The sequence below is a fragment of the Pantoea rodasii genome (genome assembly GCF_002095465.1).
GTDB classification, from domain to species: domain Bacteria; phylum Pseudomonadota; class Gammaproteobacteria; order Enterobacterales; family Enterobacteriaceae; genus Pantoea; species Pantoea rodasii.
This window is the reverse complement of record NZ_MLFP01000005.1, coordinates 32,711-50,050: the sequence shown is the minus strand read 5'-3', so window position 1 is coordinate 50,050 and position 17,340 is coordinate 32,711. Positions and strand designations below refer to the sequence as shown.

Annotated in this window: 16 protein-coding genes and 2 pseudogenes; 7 read left to right on the top strand and 11 right to left on the bottom strand. The window is 53.8% G+C overall.

The window, feature by feature from the left end; translation table 11 throughout:
• Positions 1-35: 35 nt before the first annotated feature.
• The 5 genes from potF to HA45_RS08485 form a co-directional block, all read right to left on the bottom strand.
• Positions 36-1,145 (bottom strand): spermidine/putrescine ABC transporter substrate-binding protein PotF, encoded by a 1,110-nt coding sequence (gene potF / locus HA45_RS08505; protein WP_100702549.1) that lies wholly within the window; start codon positions 1,143-1,145, stop codon positions 36-38.
• Between the two features lie 373 nt (positions 1,146-1,518).
• On the bottom strand, positions 1,519-2,001 hold the full coding sequence (locus HA45_RS08500; protein ID WP_034820718.1) for a YbjN domain-containing protein: 483 nt from the start codon (positions 1,999-2,001) through the stop codon (positions 1,519-1,521).
• 86 nt (positions 2,002-2,087) lie between these two features.
• The gene (gene rimK, locus HA45_RS08495) at positions 2,088-2,990 is read right to left on the bottom strand and encodes a 30S ribosomal protein S6--L-glutamate ligase (protein ID WP_100702548.1); all 903 of its coding nucleotides are present in this window, start codon (positions 2,988-2,990) and stop codon (positions 2,088-2,090) included.
• Positions 2,991-3,007: 17 nt separating this feature from the next.
• Complete coding sequence (gene nfsA / locus HA45_RS08490) at positions 3,008-3,730, bottom strand: oxygen-insensitive NADPH nitroreductase (RefSeq protein WP_100702547.1); 723 nt, start codon at positions 3,728-3,730, stop codon at positions 3,008-3,010.
• 12 nt (positions 3,731-3,742) lie between these two features.
• Positions 3,743-3,994: a DUF1418 family protein gene (locus tag HA45_RS08485; protein WP_100702546.1), complete on the bottom strand. Its 252-nt coding sequence runs from the start codon at positions 3,992-3,994 to the stop codon at positions 3,743-3,745.
• 183 nt (positions 3,995-4,177) lie between these two features.
• Between HA45_RS08485 and HA45_RS08480 the strand changes: the two genes are divergently transcribed.
• A complete protein-coding gene (locus HA45_RS08480) occupies positions 4,178-4,441 on the top strand; it encodes a GrxA family glutaredoxin (RefSeq protein WP_034820748.1) in 264 nt (87 codons plus the stop codon).
• 33 nt (positions 4,442-4,474) lie between these two features.
• Here HA45_RS08480 and ybjM read toward each other — a convergent pair whose 3' ends face one another.
• Positions 4,475-4,846, bottom strand: a complete 372-nt coding sequence (gene ybjM / locus HA45_RS08475; protein WP_100702545.1) for an inner membrane protein YbjM — start codon at positions 4,844-4,846, stop codon at positions 4,475-4,477.
• Between the two features lie 254 nt (positions 4,847-5,100).
• On the opposite strand from ybjM, the pseudogene HA45_RS08470 reads away from it, so the two are divergent.
• From HA45_RS08470 to ybjG, 3 genes and pseudogenes are all read left to right on the top strand, one after another.
• Positions 5,101-6,788 (top strand): annotated as a pseudogene (locus tag HA45_RS08470) (aspartate:alanine antiporter).
• Between the two features lie 201 nt (positions 6,789-6,989).
• On the top strand, positions 6,990-7,751 hold the full coding sequence (locus HA45_RS08465; protein WP_100702543.1) for a phosphatase PAP2 family protein: 762 nt from the start codon (positions 6,990-6,992) through the stop codon (positions 7,749-7,751).
• Positions 7,732-8,335 (top strand): annotated as a pseudogene (gene ybjG, locus HA45_RS08460) (undecaprenyl-diphosphate phosphatase). The gene HA45_RS08465 and the pseudogene ybjG overlap by 20 nt, the downstream one beginning before the upstream one ends.
• 36 nt (positions 8,336-8,371) lie before the next feature.
• Here the strand turns inward: ybjG and HA45_RS08455 are convergent.
• Positions 8,372-9,577 (bottom strand): serine hydrolase, encoded by a 1,206-nt coding sequence (locus HA45_RS08455; protein WP_100702541.1) that lies wholly within the window; start codon positions 9,575-9,577, stop codon positions 8,372-8,374.
• Positions 9,578-9,853: 276 nt separating this feature from the next.
• Here HA45_RS08455 and HA45_RS08450 point away from each other — a divergent pair, with 276 nt between their 5' ends.
• Positions 9,854-10,510: an HAD family hydrolase gene (locus HA45_RS08450; RefSeq protein ID WP_100702540.1), complete on the top strand. Its 657-nt coding sequence runs from the start codon at positions 9,854-9,856 to the stop codon at positions 10,508-10,510.
• Between the two features lies 1 nt (position 10,511).
• Here HA45_RS08450 and HA45_RS08445 read toward each other — a convergent pair whose 3' ends face one another.
• The 3 genes from HA45_RS08445 to HA45_RS08435 form a co-directional block, all read right to left on the bottom strand.
• Positions 10,512-11,645, bottom strand: coding sequence for a PQQ-dependent sugar dehydrogenase (locus HA45_RS08445; protein WP_100702539.1), 1,134 nt, complete (start codon positions 11,643-11,645; stop codon positions 10,512-10,514).
• Between the two features lie 107 nt (positions 11,646-11,752).
• Positions 11,753-12,409, bottom strand: a complete 657-nt coding sequence (locus HA45_RS08440) for a DUF3313 domain-containing protein (RefSeq protein ID WP_100702538.1) — start codon at positions 12,407-12,409, stop codon at positions 11,753-11,755.
• A gap of 118 nt (positions 12,410-12,527) precedes the next feature.
• The gene (locus tag HA45_RS08435) at positions 12,528-13,163 is read right to left on the bottom strand and encodes a carbonic anhydrase (protein ID WP_100702537.1); all 636 of its coding nucleotides are present in this window, start codon (positions 13,161-13,163) and stop codon (positions 12,528-12,530) included.
• 329 nt (positions 13,164-13,492) lie between these two features.
• Between HA45_RS08435 and rimO the strand changes: the two genes are divergently transcribed.
• A complete protein-coding gene (rimO, locus tag HA45_RS08430) occupies positions 13,493-14,818 on the top strand; it encodes a 30S ribosomal protein S12 methylthiotransferase RimO (RefSeq protein WP_100702536.1) in 1,326 nt (441 codons plus the stop codon).
• Here rimO and HA45_RS08425 read toward each other — a convergent pair.
• On the bottom strand, positions 14,815-15,264 hold the full coding sequence (locus HA45_RS08425; protein ID WP_100702535.1) for a DUF4385 domain-containing protein: 450 nt from the start codon (positions 15,262-15,264) through the stop codon (positions 14,815-14,817). The genes rimO and HA45_RS08425 overlap by 4 nt on opposite strands.
• Before the next feature lie 113 nt (positions 15,265-15,377).
• Between HA45_RS08425 and HA45_RS08420 the strand changes: the two genes are divergently transcribed.
• Positions 15,378-17,045: a methyl-accepting chemotaxis protein gene (locus tag HA45_RS08420; protein WP_100702534.1), complete on the top strand. Its 1,668-nt coding sequence runs from the start codon at positions 15,378-15,380 to the stop codon at positions 17,043-17,045.
• Positions 17,046-17,340 lie beyond the last annotated feature (295 nt).

Below are 17,340 nucleotides of genomic sequence, written 5' to 3'. Positions count from 1 at the left end.
TTGTCGTTACAGGTCATCAATTCGTTTAGAACGAATTACTTACCACTTTTTACTTTAGTCCATGCACGGGTACGCGCACGATCCAGTTTCGGATCCTGGACTTTAAGCACAAACAGTTTCGCCATCGCGTCCGGCGTTGGGAAGATGCCCGGATTGTTGCGCACATCGGCATTAATCAATGGCAGTGAAGCCTTGTTGCCGTTGGCATAGTTCATTTTGTTGGAGACATCCGCGATTACTTTTGGATCCATGATGTAGTTCAGCCACTGGTAGGCGGCATCAAGATTTTTCGCATCTTTAGGAATCGCCATCATATCGAAGAAGGCCAAAGCACCCTCTTTCGGCACGCTGTAGCCCAGATGCACGCCGTTGTTGGCTTTCTCAGCACGATCTTTCGCCTGCAGGATATCGCCAGACCAGCCGATCGCCACGCAGATGTTGCCATTCGCCAGGTCGTTAATGTACTGAGACGAATGGAAGTAACGGATGTTTGGACGCAGCTTCAGCAACAGGTCAGTGGCGGCGCCGGTGTAATCTTTGGCATCAGAACTGTTCGGATCTTTGCCGAGGTAGTTCAGCACGGTGGCGAAAATCTCTTCCGGCGCATCGAGGAAGGAAACACCACAGCTTTTCAGTTTTTCCAGGTTTTCTGGTTTCAATACCAGATCCCAGCTGTTCACTGGCGCATCAGTGCCTAACGCCGCTTTTACTTTTTCAACGTTATAGCCGATACCGGTGGTGCCCCACAGATACGGAATCGCGAATTTGTTACCCGGATCGTGTTGCGCGACTTTCGCCATCAAATCAGGATCGAGGTTTTTGTAGTTTGGCAGCTTGCTCTTATCCAGCTCCTGGAACACGCCAGATTGCAACTGACGCGCGAGGAAGCTGGACGATGGCACCAAAACGTCGTAACCGGTTGAACCGGCCATTAGCTTGCCTTCCAGCACTTCGTTGGAATCGAAGACGTCGTAAACCACTTTGATGCCGGTTTGCTTTTCAAAATTAGGCACGGTATCGGCCGAAATATAATCGGACCAGTTATATACGTGCAGCGTTTTATCCTCTGCCTGAGCGCCTGCGGCCGCAGCCATCAGCACACCAGCAACCACACCTGGCAACCATTTTTTACGTTGGTTGATCATGTTTTACTTCCTCCTGAGGGGGTCATCACAACGCTGCATACACGCGATCCGGTCGTTGCGTTTTTTCTGTTTAATCACAGACACACAATGAATCAATATTCAGCGGGAGTTTAATAGCAAAAACCTATAGTTGTGCTGAGGTTGCACGTCTCAAGCAGCCCCGCAAGAATAGCCCCCCAGCTTCACGCGTGCCAGATCCCAGCGTAAAAAACGCCTTTTTGCGATAAGTTATGCATGTTTCTGCTATGGGCTTTGGCACTAGTGGCATAAAGCACGACTAATATCTGGCAATAAAGGGCAAAATGCAGAATAAAAAGTGGTGGGGCGAAAATGAAAACTGCCGCAAAAAGCGGCAGTTAGCGAGGCGGGTAACTCAGTGCAGCATGGCGTGACTGCTGGAACTCGGCTGTCGTTCCTCTTCTTCTTCGCCCACCATCAAAAGATTGTTGGCAAAGGCTTCCATGATCACCATGGAAACGCCCTCTTCACTTTGCTTCATAAAGTGCGAGAACTGGCCGAAGGTTAAGCCGGCAGTGGTACTGATCGACTGGCAAACAATCAGCTTGGGCAGATTGTCATCCTGAATATCGATAAAGGCTTTCACCGTGAGCGAACTGGCATTGATTTGCGACAGATCGCCCACCAGGGGGATCAGCGCAGTGGGTTTCACTTCAGCCAGGGCCGAGAAGAGGATGACGTTGTCCACCAGGTCGATTTTTGCATCAAACACCCCGTCAAAATTCTGCATGTGCGGCAGGTGCAGTGCCTGACAGGCATCGCATTCGAACCAGGTGATATTTTGTTGATCCAGCCAGCGACGCAGGATGTCGATGTCAGGAACGACCAGTGAATCCATCGTTATGTCCTGTGGGGTGAAGAAATAAGCGCCTTAGCTTACGGAAAAAGTGCATCTGATGCCACGAAAACCGCGTAAAAGCGCGCTCAGCCCCCGGTTTTAAGACGATAGCCGGGGCAAGCGTGCGCTTCTACCCACTTAATCATCATTGAAGCAATGTCCAGACCGGTGGTGCCCTCAATGCCCTCAAGGCCTGGCGAGGCATTGACCTCCATGACCAGCGGACCGCGATTGGCGCGTAAAATATCTACACCGGCCACTTCCAGCCCGAGCGTGGATGCCGCCTTCACCGCGATTTCACGCTCCTGCTCAGTGATACTGACCACGCGCGCGGTGCCGCCGCGATGCAGATTGGAACGAAAATCGCCCTCTTTGGCAATGCGTTCGATGGAGGCCACCACTTCATTGCCAATCACCAGGCAGCGAATGTCGCGTCCCTGCGCTTCTTTGATAAATTCCTGCACCAGAATATGGGCGTTGAGTCCGCGAAAAGCATCGATCACGCTTTCTGCTGCCTGGCGCGTTTCCGCCAGCACCACCCCAATCCCCTGCGTGCCCTCCACCAGCTTCACCACCAGCGGTGCACCACCCACCATGGCAATCACATCCTGAGTGTCATCAGGCGAGGAGGCAAAACCGGTGATCGGCATATCAATGCCTTCCCGCGCCAGCAGCTGCAACGAACGCAGCTTGTCGCGCGCCCGGGTGATGGCCACTGATTCATTCAAGGGATAGCTGCCCAGCATTTCAAACTGACGCAGCACCGCCGTGCCATAAAAGGTGGTGGCGGTGCCGATGCGCGGCAGCACCGCATCAAAATGGCCCAGAGCTTCGCCACGATAATGCACGGCGGGGGAATCGGAATTGATATTCATGTAGCAGGAGAGCGGATCGATCATCTGCACCTGATGACCACGCTCTTCCGCGGCGTCACGCAGACGTTTACACGAATACAACGTTCCATCGCGGGTGAGAATGGCCATTTTCATTGCAGAGTTCCTTGTGCTTAGCGCGTCGCCCAGCCTTGTTGATGCAGATAATCCAGCATAAACGGACGCGTTTCTTTAATGATCAGGCGTTGAATCAGTTCGCTCCAGTTTTCCGAACGCTGGTTGCTGTCACGCTGCTGATAATAGGCGGTGATTTGGTTGTCATACTCGGCCAGCACGCGCTTATCAACCGGCTGATAACGGTTTTCATGCACCAGCATCGTCTGCGGCATACGCGGTTTCACGTCTGGCGCGGCAGCCGGATGGCCGATACAGAAGCCAAACAGCGGCAACACAAACTGGGGCAGCTCCAGTAATTCGGTGACCTGCGCAATGCTATTGCGGATACCGCCGATAAACACTCCGCCCAGTCCCAGTGATTCCGCCGCAACCATAGCATTTTGCGCCATCAGTGCGGTATCGACACAGCCCAGCAGCAGTTGCTCCGCACGTCCAAGATGGGCATCAGGACAGATTTGCTGATGGCGATTAAAGTCGGCGCAAAATACCCAAAATTCGGCGGCGGCGCTGACCCACGGTTGTCCACCGGTAAGCTGCACCAGCTGTTCACGTTTTTCCTGGTCGGTGATACGAATAATGGAGGAGCACTGCAGAAAGCTGGAGGTCGAAGCCGCTTGCGCTGCAGCAATAATCGCGCTGCGCTGAGCATCATCAATGCCCTGCTCAGTAAAGGCGCGAATGGAACGGTGGCTGCACAGTAAATCTATCGTCGGCGTCATAATCCTCTCCGGTTACTTCTTTTTATGGGTGTGATTGAACAACTGTGGCGCCATCGCTTTCGCGGTGCGCCACATCATCAGCCATGCGGCAGGCAGCATTAGCGCGATGCCAAGGAAAAACAGCAGCGTTGCTAGCGACTTTTTCGCCATAAAATCCGGCGCCGTCATCCAGTCGTTCACCAGCAGCAGGGCGCCAATCACCGTGAGTACGCCCAGCACTTCCAGCAGCAAAATCGGTTTAGGCAAAGTGGCCAGATTACGCATGCAATGTTTCCTCAGTTTTTCAATCTGTTCAGCTGTCTTTATATAGCAAGCCTATAGACAGTGTGCATTAGAGTAACAGGCATTTTCTTCTTTAATTAAGCAGGATGGGCGGGCATGATGTTAGCCATTATTCACGCTGTAATGTGAAACTGGTCACAAAACAGCAGCGGAAGGAGAGAAGCAATGATTGCAGTAATTTTTGGCCGTTCAAGCTGCCCATACTGCGTACGTGCGAAAGAGTTAGCCACCAAGCTGACCAGCGAGCGCGATGATTTCAACTATCAGTACGTCGATATCCAGGCGACCGGCATCACTAAGGCCGATCTGGAAGCGCGTGCCGGCAAACCGGTGACTACCGTGCCGCAGATTTTCCTCGACGATCAGCATATCGGTGGTTACACCGAGTTTGCTGCCTGGACCAAAGAAAATCTGGGTGTAGAAGCATAATGAAACGGGCCTGCGGGCCCGTTTTTGCCGGCGTTATTCCGCACGCATTGCCAGCATAATCCGCAACAGGCGGATCACCAGCGCCCCGCACCCTGCCCAAAACAGCGCACTTAGGCTCCAGGCTACGATCAGCAGCCAGCTGTGCATCTGCGTCACCGTTAGCCACATCCACGCCATACCCAGCAGCGTCCCGGTCAGGGCCACCCAAAGCGTGCCGATCAGCGGGCTATCCGGCTGCAGAAATGCCATGAGCATGCCTGGCAATAAAAACAGCAATAATTCAGGCTGTCCACGGACGGCTTGTTCCGCGGCGACCGCCCAAAAATGATGTGCAAAAATAAACACCAGCGTATAAAGCATGACGCCCAGCACCGATGCTGGCCAGCGATTATTGCGCTGCAACATAACCATCCTCAACTTACACGTTAACAATATTGAAACGTTTACAGCCCTGATGCGCACAAGTGGAAATAAAAAGAAACAGCAGCTGGCAGAAGGATTGAAAACTGCTGATAGCTGAGGAAGTTATTTATGATTAGAATGACGCCGTTTTAATAATGGTCTGCACCTTCCTGGCGGCAAGGACGCTTGCGGCTGCCACAAGATAGCGAAAAAAGGCCCTTTCATCAACTTGTTACAGGTAAAGAAGAAGTTAAACCGTGAACATTAACGTCGCAGAATTGTTAAGCGGAAATGACGTTCTGTTATTATTTGTCGTCTTAGCCTTAGGGCTTTGCTTGGGTAAATTACGTCTCGGATCCGTCCAACTCGGTAATTCTATTGGTGTCCTCGTTGTTTCATTGATTTTAGGTCAGCAGCATTTTGCGATAAATACCGACGCATTAAGTCTCGGCTTTATGTTGTTTATTTTTTGTGTGGGTGTCGAAGCAGGACCTAACTTTTTCTCGATCTTTTTCCGCGACGGTAAAAACTACTTCCTTCTTGCCATTGTCATGGTGGTCAGCGCCCTGTTAGTGGCGTTGGGACTTGGCAAAGCCTTCGGCTGGGATATTGGCCTCACGGCGGGCATGCTGGCCGGTTCCATGACCTCCACACCGGTGCTGGTCGGCGCGGGTGACACGCTGCGGCAAAGTATCAGTGACAGCCATCAGCTCAACATGATGCAGGATAACCTCAGCCTGGGTTATGCCCTTACCTACTTGATTGGTCTGGTCAGCCTGATCTTTGGCGCTCGCTATCTGCCTCGCCTGCAACATCAGGATCTACCAACCTGCGCGCAGCAAATTGCGCGGGAGCGCGGTCTGGATGCCGACAGCCAGCGCAAAGTGTTCTTGCCGGTGATCCGCGCCTATCGCGTCGGCCCGGAATTGGTGGAATGGAGTGACGGTAAAACCTGCGCGAGCTGGGTATTCACCGTCAGACCGGCTGCTACATTGAACGCCTACGCCGTAACGGTATTCTCGCCAGCCCGGATGGGGATGCGATGCTGCAACTCGGCGATGAAATTTCGCTGGTGGGCTATCCCGACGCGCATGCACGCCTCGATGCCAGCTTTCGTAACGGCAAAGAGGTGTTCGACCGCGATTTGCTCGACATGCGCATCGTCACCGAAGAGATTGTGGTGAAGAACCACAACGCGGTGAATAAGCGCCTGAGCCATCTAAAACTCACCGATCACGGTTGCTTCCTTAATCGGGTGATTCGCAGCCAGATTGAGATGCCGATTGATGACAGCATCATGCTGAACAAAGGCGATGTGTTGCAGGTGAGTGGTGAAGCGCGCCGCGTGAAAAGCCTGGCGGATCGCATCGGCTTTATCGCGATTCACAGTCAGATGACCGATCTGCTGGCCTTCTGCGCCTTCTTTATCATCGGGTTGATGATCGGCATGATCACCTTCCAGTTCAGCAACTTCAGCTTTGGCATCGGTAACGCCGCCGGTTTGCTGTTCGCGGGTATCATGCTGGGCTTCCTGCGCGCGAACCATCCGACCTTCGGCTACATCCCGCAGGGTGCACTGACCATGGTGAAAGAGTTCGGTTTGATGGTGTTTATGGCGGGTGTCGGCCTGAGCGCTGGCAGCGGTCTGCAGCACGGCCTTGGCAGCGCGGGTGCCTTGATGTTGCTCAGCGGCCTGCTGGTGAGTTTGATTCCGGTGGTGATTTGCTATCTGTTTGGCGCCTACGTGCTGCGCATGAACCGTGCGCTGCTGTTTGGTGCCATCATGGGCGCGCGCACTTGTGCACCGGCTATGGAGATCATCAGCGATACTGCCCGCAGTAGCATTCCGGCACTGGGCTATGCAGGAACTTATGCGATCGCTAACGTTTTGCTGACGCTCGCCGGCACGCTTATTGTGATAATTTGGCCGCTTTTGCCTTTTTAAAAATATTTTACCGCGTTCAGAACTTTCTAATTGGGGCGCAGTCTGAATAAGTGCCACTGCTTTTCTTTGAAATCCCCAAATTGTGGAGCCCGCCGGTCACTGACTTGCGGGTTTTTTTATGCCTGAAATGCCCGCCGCTTAAGGTTCTCCTAAGCGTAAATTGCGACCCTGCGATTCTGGTTTCGCTATTTTTAAACATTCATGCAACTTTCATCAAAGTTAAACACTCCAACAACCCGCGATAAGATTAAGAGCCCGACTATTTATTGTTTGTCGCGACGCTTTTACGCTATCAACTTTATTTTACTGGCAATTTCGGCACTGGTGTTCCTGTGGTGGTCACGCCACGAAGGCCTCGATATCGCTATCAGCCAGCGGTGGTTTGACCCACAGACGCAGACATTCCCATTGCAGCACAATCGTTGGCTGGACCTGATCAATCATCGCCTGTTTAAGGATGTGATCATTGCGGGTGCGGTGTTGATGTTGTTGCGTGGTGCGCAGCAGCGAGATGGCCGCCGCGTGCTGGTGGCCCTGCTGTTTGGCCTTGGGCCGCTGGTGGTGGGCATTCTCAAGGCGCATAGCGCGCACTCCTGCCCGTGGGATTTGGCGATGTTTGGCGGCAAGGCCGCCAGCTTTGTACTGCTGGATCCCACGCCTGCGCTGAGCGGTCCGGGGCAGTGCTTCCCAGGCGGTCACGCGTCGAGCGGCTTTGCGTTGATGGCGCTGTTCTTCCTGTGGTGGCCCGAGCGTCCACGCCGCGCCGTCTTAGCACTGTTGTTCGGTATCGCTGTGGGCTTGCTGATGGGATACGGACAGGTGATGCGCGGTGCCCACTTCTTCTCTCACAATCTGTGGTCAGGATGGTGGGTGTGGCTGAGCCAGGTGCTGATTTTTGCCGGTGTTTCTTTTTGGGTAGACAAGATGAGGAAAATTAAACGTGATGGAAGCGCTCAACCATAGTCTCTTTTTATGGATGAACGCCACGGCGGATTCACCGCAGTGGTTGATTAACCTGGCAACCTTTATTGCTAAAGATGTGATTGCCATTGTCCCGTTGCTGATTGTGGCATTGTGGCTGTGGGGCCCGCGCGAGCAGGTGCAGTCGCAACGTGCGTTGGTATTGAAACCGGTATGGCGCTGATTTATGCGCTGACTATCTCCTGGTGCGTGGGCCAACTGCTGCCTCATCCGCGCCCGTTTGCTATTGGCTTTGGCCATCAATTCCTGGCGCACGCCGCCGATGACTCTTATCCCAGCGATCATGGCACCACTATTTTCACCTTTGCACTGGCGTTTATCTGCTGGCATCGCTTGTGGTCTGGCGTGATCTTGCTGGCGGTGGGCAGTGCCATCGCCTGGTCACGGGTTTATCTTGGCGTGCATTGGCCAATGGATATGCTGGGTGGATTTTGGTGGGGATGCTGGGCTGTCTGGCTTCACATATGGCGTGGCAGCTGTATGGCGAACGCATGCTGGCTTTCACCCATCAGGTTTATCGCGCGTTATTCGCCATGCCGATTAAGAAAGGCTGGATTCGCGGGTAATCGGGATGGCGGCTTTACCGGCCGCCATCCTATTCATTAGTTAAACCACTTCCCGAACCAGCCATTGAATTTCATCATGATGAAATCCCAGATACGGCCAATAAATCCGCCTTCCGGCACCGCTTCCATCACCACCAGCGGACGCTGATCCACGGTTTTGCCATCCAGCTGGAAATCAATGGTTCCCACCACCTGATTCTTCTCCAGAGGTGCTTCCAGCTGCGGGGAATTCAGGGTGAAGCTGGCTTTGAGATTTTTCATCTGCCCTTTCGGAACGGTGATCGCCGCATCTTTCGCTACCCCGAGATTGACCTGACTCTGCTCACCAAACCACACACGCTGCTGAGCAAAGGGTTTATCGCTTTTTATCGGTGTCACGGTTTCGTAAAAGCGGAAACCCCAGGTGAGCAGCTTCTCACTTTCACGAAAACGAATCGCATCGGTTTGCGTGCCGAGTACTACCGAAATCAGACGCATATCTCCGTCGACCGCGGACGCCACCAGGTTATTACCCGCGCCTGAGGTATGCCCGGTTTTAATTCCGTCCACCTTCAGGTTGCTGCTCCACAGCAGGCGGTTTCGGTTCATCTGTTTGATGTGATTAAAGGTGAACTCTTTCTCGCTGTTTAACGCATACTCTTCAGGCACATCGCTAATCAGACGCTGGCCGATGATCGCCATATCGCGTGCAGTGCTGTATTGCCCTTCGGCATCCAGACCGTGCACGGTCATAAAGTGGGTGTTTTGTAATCCAAACGCTTTAACGTAGTTGTTCATCAGACCGATGAACGAGTCCTGGCTACCGGCGACATAATCGGCCAGCGCGATGCAGGCATCATTGCCTGACTGAATCACCACGCCCTTATTGAGTTCAGAAACCGGAATGCGATCGCCGGGTTTGAGGAACATCAGCGATGAGCCACGCAGTTTTGGGTTGCCGGTTGCCCACGCATCCTGGCCAATGGTGACCATATCATCGTTATGGATCTTGCCGGATTTTAACGCCTGACCAACGACATAGCTGGTCATCATTTTGGTGAGACTGGCAGGATCCAACCGCTGGTCGGCATTGGACTCGGCCAATACTTTCCCGCTGTTGTAGTCCATTAAAACCCAGGCCTTGGCCTCAATTTGAGGTGCCGCAGGCGCCTGTTCAGCCTGAGTGGTGACGGGAAGGAAAAGCACTAATAATGAAGTGGCAGCCAGCGGCCGCAATGCAGAATTGACGGAATTTTTTCTCATGAGCGTGACCAGATTGTCCTTGTTAAATCATGGTTTTCTAGCAGGTAAGACATGTCTTATTAAAAGCTACACGCTTACCACCTGCGAACAAAACCGTCCAACCGTAAAGTTTTATAGAGTTTATTAGAGTAACCCTGGCACCAACCCCGGCGCGCTGCCACTTTTGCGGTTAAGCCGTAGTGGAAAAAGTGAGTGAAATTCCGATTTTTCGCAGAATGGTTAAGCCAGTCACAAAATTCCGTTAACCTGATGCCAATCAGCCCGAGGAGAACCACGATGGACTTAGCCGTTTTCGATCTGGACGAAACCCTGATTTGTGAAGATAGTACCAGCCTGTGGCTGCGCTGGCTGGTCTCACAGGGATTTGCCCCCGAAGCACTCATCTCTCAGGAACAGGCGCTCATGGCGAAATACCATGCCGGCACTCTGTCGATTGAAGAGTATATGAACACCACGCTTTCCCCTCTAGCCGGCATGGCGACCCTGACGGTTGAGGGTTGGGTGCGGCGTTTTATCCATCGCGATATTTTGCCACGCGTCTTCCCCGCTGCACGGGAGCGCATTAACTGGCATCAGCAGCGCGGCGACACCGTGATGATCATTACCGCCAGCGGCGATCATCTGGCAGTGCCGATAGCGCAGCGTCTGGGCGTGAACGGCGCACTGGCGATTGGCGTGGAAGTGGTAGATGAGCGCTACAGCGGCCAGATTTACGGCACTGCAACCTATCGTGAAGGGAAAGTCACCCGCCTGAGCGACTGGAAAGCTTTGCAACAGGATCAACGTTTTGAGCGGACCTGGGCTTACAGCGATTCCATGAACGATATGCCGTTGCTGACGCACGCCGATCACGCCTGGGTGATCAACCCTAATGCGCTGCTGCTGGAGCAAGCACAGCAGCGCGGTTGGGAAGTGTGCAACTGGGTTCGTTAAGTTAACCGCGTGAGGCGCTGGCGGGTTCCGCCAGCCCTACTTTCAGCAGCTTGCCGTTGGCTTCATCGGTGAGGACATACAGATAACCATCCGGCCCCTGACGCACATCACGAATGCGTTCACCGCGATCCTCCAGCAATCGCTGCTCTTCAACCACTTTCTCACCGTTCACCCGCAGGCGAATCAGACTTTTTTCCTTCAGCGCGCCGATAAACAGCGAATTTTTCCACTGTGGGAAACGTGCGCTGTTGTAAAACGCCATCCCGCTGATGGCCGGTGACACTTTCCACCAGAACTGCGGTTGTTCCGTGCCGGCAACGTGCGTGCCCTGCGCTTCCGGCACTTTCTGACCGCTGTAATCGATGCCGTAGGTGGCCAACGGCCAGCCGTAATTTTTGCCTTTCTGCGGAATATTCACTTCATCGCCGCCGCGCGGGCCGTGTTCACTCTCCCACATCTGCTGCGTCCACGGATTGAAAGCTAATCCCTGCGGATTGCGCATGCCGTAGGACCAGATTTCTGCACGCGCATCTTTGCGCTGCACAAAAGGATTATCCGCCGGGATAGCGCCGTTCTGCGTTAAACGCACGATTTTTCCAGATAGCTTGTCGAGTTGTTGGGCGCTAAGACTGGAAAAGTTGTCGCCAAACGCAATGTAGAGAAACCCCTGTGCATCAAACGCCAGCCGGGTGCCGATATTCGCGCCGCTGGAGAGCTTCGGTGTTTGCTCCAGCACCACCTTGAAGTCGCTCAACTGACGGTTATCGTCGCTGAGACGGCCATAACCGACCACACCGCCCGCTCGCCCCTCAGCATCTGCCGTGGTGTAGCTGAGCCACACGCGACGGCTCTGGGTGAAATCCGGTGCCAAAACCACATCCAGTAAGCCACCCTGGCGATTCGCCCACACTTTCGGCACGCCGCTGATGGGCTGCGATAGCCCTTTGCCTGGCTGCCAACTGCGCAATTGCCCGGAGCGTTCCGTGATTAACAATGTCTGATTGTCAGGCAGAAAAGCCACCGACCAGGGATGGTCGAGTTTGTCCTGCAATACCTCAACCTGGACATCGGCAGCCAGGGTCGAATGGGCATAACTTAATGCGCCAAGCAACAGCGCGACAGGCAGTAAACGCATGGGGGAATCTCCTTTATCACGGTCTGCCGTTAAGGGTAGTCAGCCCGTAAGAAAGGATGTGCAGGATTTACAAAACATTAAGCCCGACCTGAAGCCGGGCGACAGGACTAAGGAGCGGAAAAGGCCACCACATCACGCACCATTTCATCGATGCCTGAGCGCACATCGTTGAGGGTGATTGGCGTCGTGTTGTTAGGCAGTGATTTACCAAAGGCCTTACGTACGACTTTGATCATTGGCTTACCGGTCTGGGCATCGACCGCTTCCACTTCAAGGAACAGCGCGCTGTTCTGGGTGCGGTGGCCGGTTGCTGCCATGGTGCTGGCGACGACCGCCGCAATCGGCACCACTTCATAGAACTGCATCCCTTCGTTTTCCGCCGTTACCGCAGTAATTGCGCTCTTCACGCGCAACGTACGCGCACCCGGTTTTGCGACTACCGGCTTACGCTCTGCAACAGCCCGTTTTAGCTGACTATCGGTGTATTGACGAATTTGATCCAGGGTCTGCTGGCTGATGCGTTCAGTCGGACGCGCGGCAGGATAGTAAACCACCGGTTCAAACACCACGTTGGTGTAGTTCGCGCTGTGATAATCCGGTGAGATCCAGCGCAATGTCGGCTTACCACTCGGTGATTGTTCAGACTTTAACTGACTGTAGTCGCCCAGAAATCCTGAAAACTGTTGTTTATCGGCAACATGAGAGGTACATCCAACCGCCAGCATGGCGAGCGTTAATGCAGGAATATAAAGACGAAATCGCATGAGAAGGCCCTTATAGGAAGTAGTGGCTTCTCAAGTGTAGAGGGCATGCTGCGCTTTGGCGGGATTTATTCTCAGGGTGTGATGAAAAAACCACCTGCATAGCAGGTGGTTAGCCGTATTACTCGAAGTGCGTTTCCGGGTTTTCTGAAAGCGAAATAAAGGAATCACCGCCTTTGGTCAGGGCAATAATTCCGCCGCTCTCAATATCATAAACCCACCCATGCAGGCGCACTTTGCCTTTACGCAGCGCCACCGCAACTGAAGGGTGTGTTTTGATATTGTGCAGTTGGGCAATGACGTTCTCTTTCACCATCTCTCTGAGACGGGTTTCCACCGCTTCGTAGTTGCGCTCTTCCACCACGGCTTTCGCTGCATTGGCGTAGTGCAACCAGTGATCGACCGCAGGCATGCTTTCCAGATCGGCATTGGAGGCAATCGCATTCATGGCACCACAGTTTGAGTGACCGCAAATGATGATTTCAGTGACGCCCAGAGCGACAACCGCGTATTCGATGGTTGCGGAGACACCGCCCGGTTCTGGACCAAACGGCGGTACAATATTACCGGCGTTACGGATCACGAACAGCTGGCCAGGCTCGGATTGGGTCACCAGTTCCGGCACCAGACGGCTGTCTGAGCAGGAGATAAACAGCGCTTTGGGATTCTGGTTTGACGCCAGACTTTTGAAAAGATCCTTCCTTTCAGGGAACACATTCTGTTGGAAATTCAGAAAACCTTTGACGATCTCTTGCATATGTCTGCTCTCACATTATCCGCATCTGCGCTAGCGGCGAGGATCAACCGTCAGCACGCGTTCAAATTCTTCAGTGCGGTGAATAACTTATAATCACCAACCGAACATTTAAGCAAAACGGGCTGGATTACACAACTCGGATCACCGTTAACGGTTCGCAGTCGCCAGCCTTATCGGCGACGATTTGAACGGATAACGGCTCCATTAAGCATAGCGGGAAACGCCCATTGCGCGGTTAAGGAGATTCTCACATCACCTATACATTTTCCCTCGCAACCTCTGTACAATCCCCCGCCTATCCACACTAATTATGATGAATTATTATCCTTATGAGCCATGTCAAAAATCCGCCGCGCGTAGGCTTCGTCTCACTCGGCTGTCCAAAAAACCTCGTTGACTCTGAACGCATCCTGACGGAACTGCGTACTGAAGGCTACGAAGTGGTGCCACGCTATGATGATGCGGAGATCGTCATCGTTAACACCTGTGGATTTATTGATAGCGCCGTACAGGAATCCCTGGAAGCGATCGGTGAAGCGCTGAACGAGAACGGCAAAGTGATCGTCACCGGTTGCCTCGGTGCCAAAGTGGATCAGATCCGCGAAGTGCATCCAAAGGTATTGGAGATCACCGGCCCGCACAGCTACGAGCAAGTGCTGTCGCACGTGCACACCTATGTGCCAAAGCCGGAGCACAACCCGTTCCTGAGCCTGGTGCCAGAGCAAGGCGTGAAACTGACGCCGCGCCATTACGCTTACCTGAAAATTTCTGAAGGCTGCAACCATCGCTGCACCTTCTGCATTATCCCGTCCATGCGTGGCGATCTTGATAGCCGTCCGATTGGTTCGGTGCTTGATGAAGCCAAACGCCTGGTGGAAGCCGGCGTGAAAGAGCTGCTGGTGATCTCACAGGACACCTCGGCTTACGGCGTTGACGTGAAACACCGCACCGGTTTCTGGAATGGATCCCCGGTGAAAACCAGCATGGTGAGCCTGTGCGAACAGCTGGCGAAACTCGGCGTGTGGGTGCGTCTGCACTATGTCTACCCTTACCCGCACGTGGATGATGTCATCCCGCTGATGGCCGAAGGCAAAATCCTGCCGTACCTCGATATCCCACTGCAGCACGCCAGCCCGCGCATTCTGAAGCTGATGAAGCGTCCTGGTGCGGTTGAACGTACGCTGGAGCGCATCAAACGCTGGCGTGAAATTTGTCCGGAACTGACGCTGCGTTCGACCTTTATCGTCGGTTTCCCGGGTGAAACCGAAGAAGATTTCCAGTTGCTGCTCGACTTCCTGAAAGAAGCGCGTCTGGATCGCGTCGGTTGCTTCCAGTACAGCCCGGTTGAAGGCGCGACCGCCAACCAACTGCCGGATCAGGTGCCAGACGACGTGAAGCAGGAGCGTTTCGATCGCTTCATGCAGCTACAGCAGAAAATCTCCAGTGAACGTCTGCAGGAGAAAATCGGCCGTGAAGTGCTGGTACTCATCGATGAAGTGGATGAAGAAGGCGCGGTTGGCCGCAGCATGGCCGATGCACCTGAGATCGACGGCGCGGTGTATCTGAATGGCGATCGTCAGGTGAAAGTCGGTGATGTGGTGCGTGTCAAAGTTGAACACGCCGATGAATACGATTTATGGGGTACGCGCGTTTAACCGTGCTGCTGCTGGTGCGCACGTTTGCGCGCCAGATAATCGGTGTCCGCTCTCAGCCGATCCCAGCATGATTTGAATATGGCCGCCGCAGCGGCCTTTTCTTTTTCTGTGGTACGCGGCAACTCGTTGCCGTCCGCATCATATTTACGCCCGCCTTTGTGATTGCTATAGCGACGTGCGCGGGTATATCCCATCTGAATAAACTTTCGCGCCATATCCATGCCGACGAAGTCGTCTTGTGCGCGGTAGTCCTCAAACAATTTCATAATCTGAACGGAAGATTCCTGAGCTAACTCCACGGTACGAAAGCGCCAGAACGGCAGAATTTCGCTCTTGTAAGGCTCCACCATTAATACCCCCTGCTCACCGCGTCCTACCTGATAAAGGTCTGGCCGCTGTCGGAAATCGATATTCTTAAAGTCTTGTTCGTAATCAAAGGGTTTCACTGCATTTCTCCTGCACGACATTATCACTTACTGCAATTATTTTTTGCGGCTCTTAAGCAAAATGCTTTTACACCGATAACTTCTCTACTAGCCTACTTTGCTCAGGGAAAATCATGTTAACGAAAATGAAAATTGTGACTGCCATCATATTGATGCTATTGGTATTCACCGCTATGCAGGCCATATCAGGCTCACTGTTTTTATCTTCCCTGATCGCGGGTCAGCATAATTTCACCGCCAGTAACCAGCTATCGCATCAACAACGTGAGTTCTCCGATAGCTGGCAAACGCTGGTGAAAACGCGCGTTATCATCAACCGCGTGGCGATTCGCATCCTGAAAAATCAGACCGATGATGCTTCACGCGCTGCCATCAACAAGCTGCTGGTTTCCGCAGGCGCCTCGCTTGATGAAGCGAAACAGCACTTTGACCGCTACAAAAGTGTCCCGCGTATTGCGGGGCAAAGTGCGGCAGCCGCCGAGCTTATCGAGAGCAAATTCGCGAACTATTACAAACTGCTGAATCAATCCGCGACCTTCCTGCAAGCCAACAACTACGCCGCTTATGGCGAGTTGGATGCACAACAGGCGCAGGACGATTTGGAAGCGGCCTACAAGCAGTGGCGCGGCGACAACGTTCAGCTAATCAATTCCCGCGCTGCAGATAACGATAGCACTTATAAGCATATGCTGATTATGGTCGCTGCGATGGCAGTGATTGTGGTGCTGTTGCTGCTGGTGGTTTGGCTGCTGGTTCGCCGCATCCTGTTGGCGCCGATGAAGCAAGTACAGCAGCAGATGGAACGCTTCGCCGATGGCGACCTCTCGGCCAGTTTGAAGATTGAAGGGCACAGCGAAATGGCCGCCATTGCCGCGAGCCTCAATCATATGCAACAGGCATTACTCGGCACTATCAACAATGTGCGCGACAGTGCGGATGCCATTTTCGGCAGTGCCAGCGCTATCGCTAACGGTAATAACGATCTCTCCTCCCGTACCGAACAACAGGCCGCCTCGCTGGAAGAGACTGCCGCCAGCATGGAAGAGTTGACCGCGACGGTAAAACAAAATGCCGATAACGCGCGTCAGGCGACACAGTTGGCGAAAACTGCCTCGGAAACCGCTGACAAAGGCGGCAACGTGGTGGATGGCGTAGTGAAAACCATGCGCGATATCGCCGACAGTTCGAAGAAAATCGCCGACATCACCAGCGTGATCGATGGCATTGCTTTCCAGACCAATATTCTGGCGCTGAATGCTGCCGTGGAGGCCGCACGCGCCGGAGAACAAGGTCGTGGCTTTGCGGTGGTCGCGGGTGAAGTACGTAATCTGGCGCAGCGCAGTGCGCAGGCGGCGAAAGAGATTAAGCTGCTGATTGAGGGCTCCGCACAGCGGGTTAATTTAGGTTCACAACAGGTGAGCAGCGCCGGCGATACCATGCAGGAGATCGTCAGTGCGGTGACGCGCGTGACCGATATCATGGGCGAAATTGCGTCGGCCTCTGACGAGCAGAGTCGCGGCATCGATCAGATTGGTGTGGCGGTGAACGAGATGGATCGCGTGACGCAGCAGAACGCCACGCTGGTGCAGGAATCGGCTAACGCCTCGGCTTCGCTGGAGCAGCAGGCCAGCAGCCTGTCATCAGCGGTAGCGCGATTTAAAACCGGGACGCGGGCAGTGATGGCACCGGTGACAAACACGGTGAAAGCCCCTGTCGCACCACCACCACGTGCCTTGTCCGCTGCCGGTGCGCCTAGCAACGACAACTGGGAAACTTTCTGAGGTAACAGAAAACCCGGGACGCTGTAAATGGCGAAATGCGTGTTGTTAAAAAGGGCACGATAGTTGAGGCCAGAGTAGCTCTGCAGCTGCAAGGGCTATCCGCAGCGCTGAGGCTTTTACGTTGGGCCAGGAGCCCGTCGCATGGATGCGACGGGCAGTTCGGGTTGGCCTGGATGGCCTTACCCGAACGGTCCGCCCGGCACGACGTGGAAGCCGAAGGCACCGCGTCAGCGGCGCGAGGACTGCCCTTGCAGCTGCAGAGGTGCTCTGGCCCGCACTCCGGCATTCAATTCCA

Bases quoted from the DNA above. Each gene is read 5' to 3' on its own strand.
- HA45_RS08450 (WP_100702540.1), top strand. From the start codon at position 9,854: ATGGACTTAGCCGTTTTCGATCTGGACGAAACCCTGATTTGTGAAGAT.
- HA45_RS08485 (WP_100702546.1), bottom strand. From the start codon at position 3,994: ATGCGTAATCTGGCCACTTTGCCTAAACCGATTTTGCTGCTGGAAGTG.
- HA45_RS08420 (WP_100702534.1), top strand. From the start codon at position 15,378: ATGTTAACGAAAATGAAAATTGTGACTGCCATCATATTGATGCTATTG.
- potF (WP_100702549.1), bottom strand. From the start codon at position 1,145: ATGATCAACCAACGTAAAAAATGGTTGCCAGGTGTGGTTGCTGGTGTG.
- HA45_RS08500 (WP_034820718.1), bottom strand. From the start codon at position 2,001: ATGGATTCACTGGTCGTTCCTGACATCGACATCCTGCGTCGCTGGCTG.
- HA45_RS08435 (WP_100702537.1), bottom strand. From the start codon at position 13,163: ATGCAAGAGATCGTCAAAGGTTTTCTGAATTTCCAACAGAATGTGTTC.
- nfsA (WP_100702547.1), bottom strand. From the start codon at position 3,730: ATGACGCCGACGATAGATTTACTGTGCAGCCACCGTTCCATTCGCGCC.
- HA45_RS08455 (WP_100702541.1), bottom strand. From the start codon at position 9,577: ATGAGAAAAAATTCCGTCAATTCTGCATTGCGGCCGCTGGCTGCCACT.
- rimO (WP_100702536.1), top strand. From the start codon at position 13,493: ATGAGCCATGTCAAAAATCCGCCGCGCGTAGGCTTCGTCTCACTCGGC.
- HA45_RS08480 (WP_034820748.1), top strand. From the start codon at position 4,178: ATGATTGCAGTAATTTTTGGCCGTTCAAGCTGCCCATACTGCGTACGT.
- rimK (WP_100702548.1), bottom strand. From the start codon at position 2,990: ATGAAAATGGCCATTCTCACCCGCGATGGAACGTTGTATTCGTGTAAA.
- HA45_RS08465 (WP_100702543.1), top strand. From the start codon at position 6,990: ATGCAACTTTCATCAAAGTTAAACACTCCAACAACCCGCGATAAGATT.
- ybjM (WP_100702545.1), bottom strand. From the start codon at position 4,846: ATGTTGCAGCGCAATAATCGCTGGCCAGCATCGGTGCTGGGCGTCATG.
- HA45_RS08445 (WP_100702539.1), bottom strand. From the start codon at position 11,645: ATGCGTTTACTGCCTGTCGCGCTGTTGCTTGGCGCATTAAGTTATGCC.
- HA45_RS08440 (WP_100702538.1), bottom strand. From the start codon at position 12,409: ATGCGATTTCGTCTTTATATTCCTGCATTAACGCTCGCCATGCTGGCG.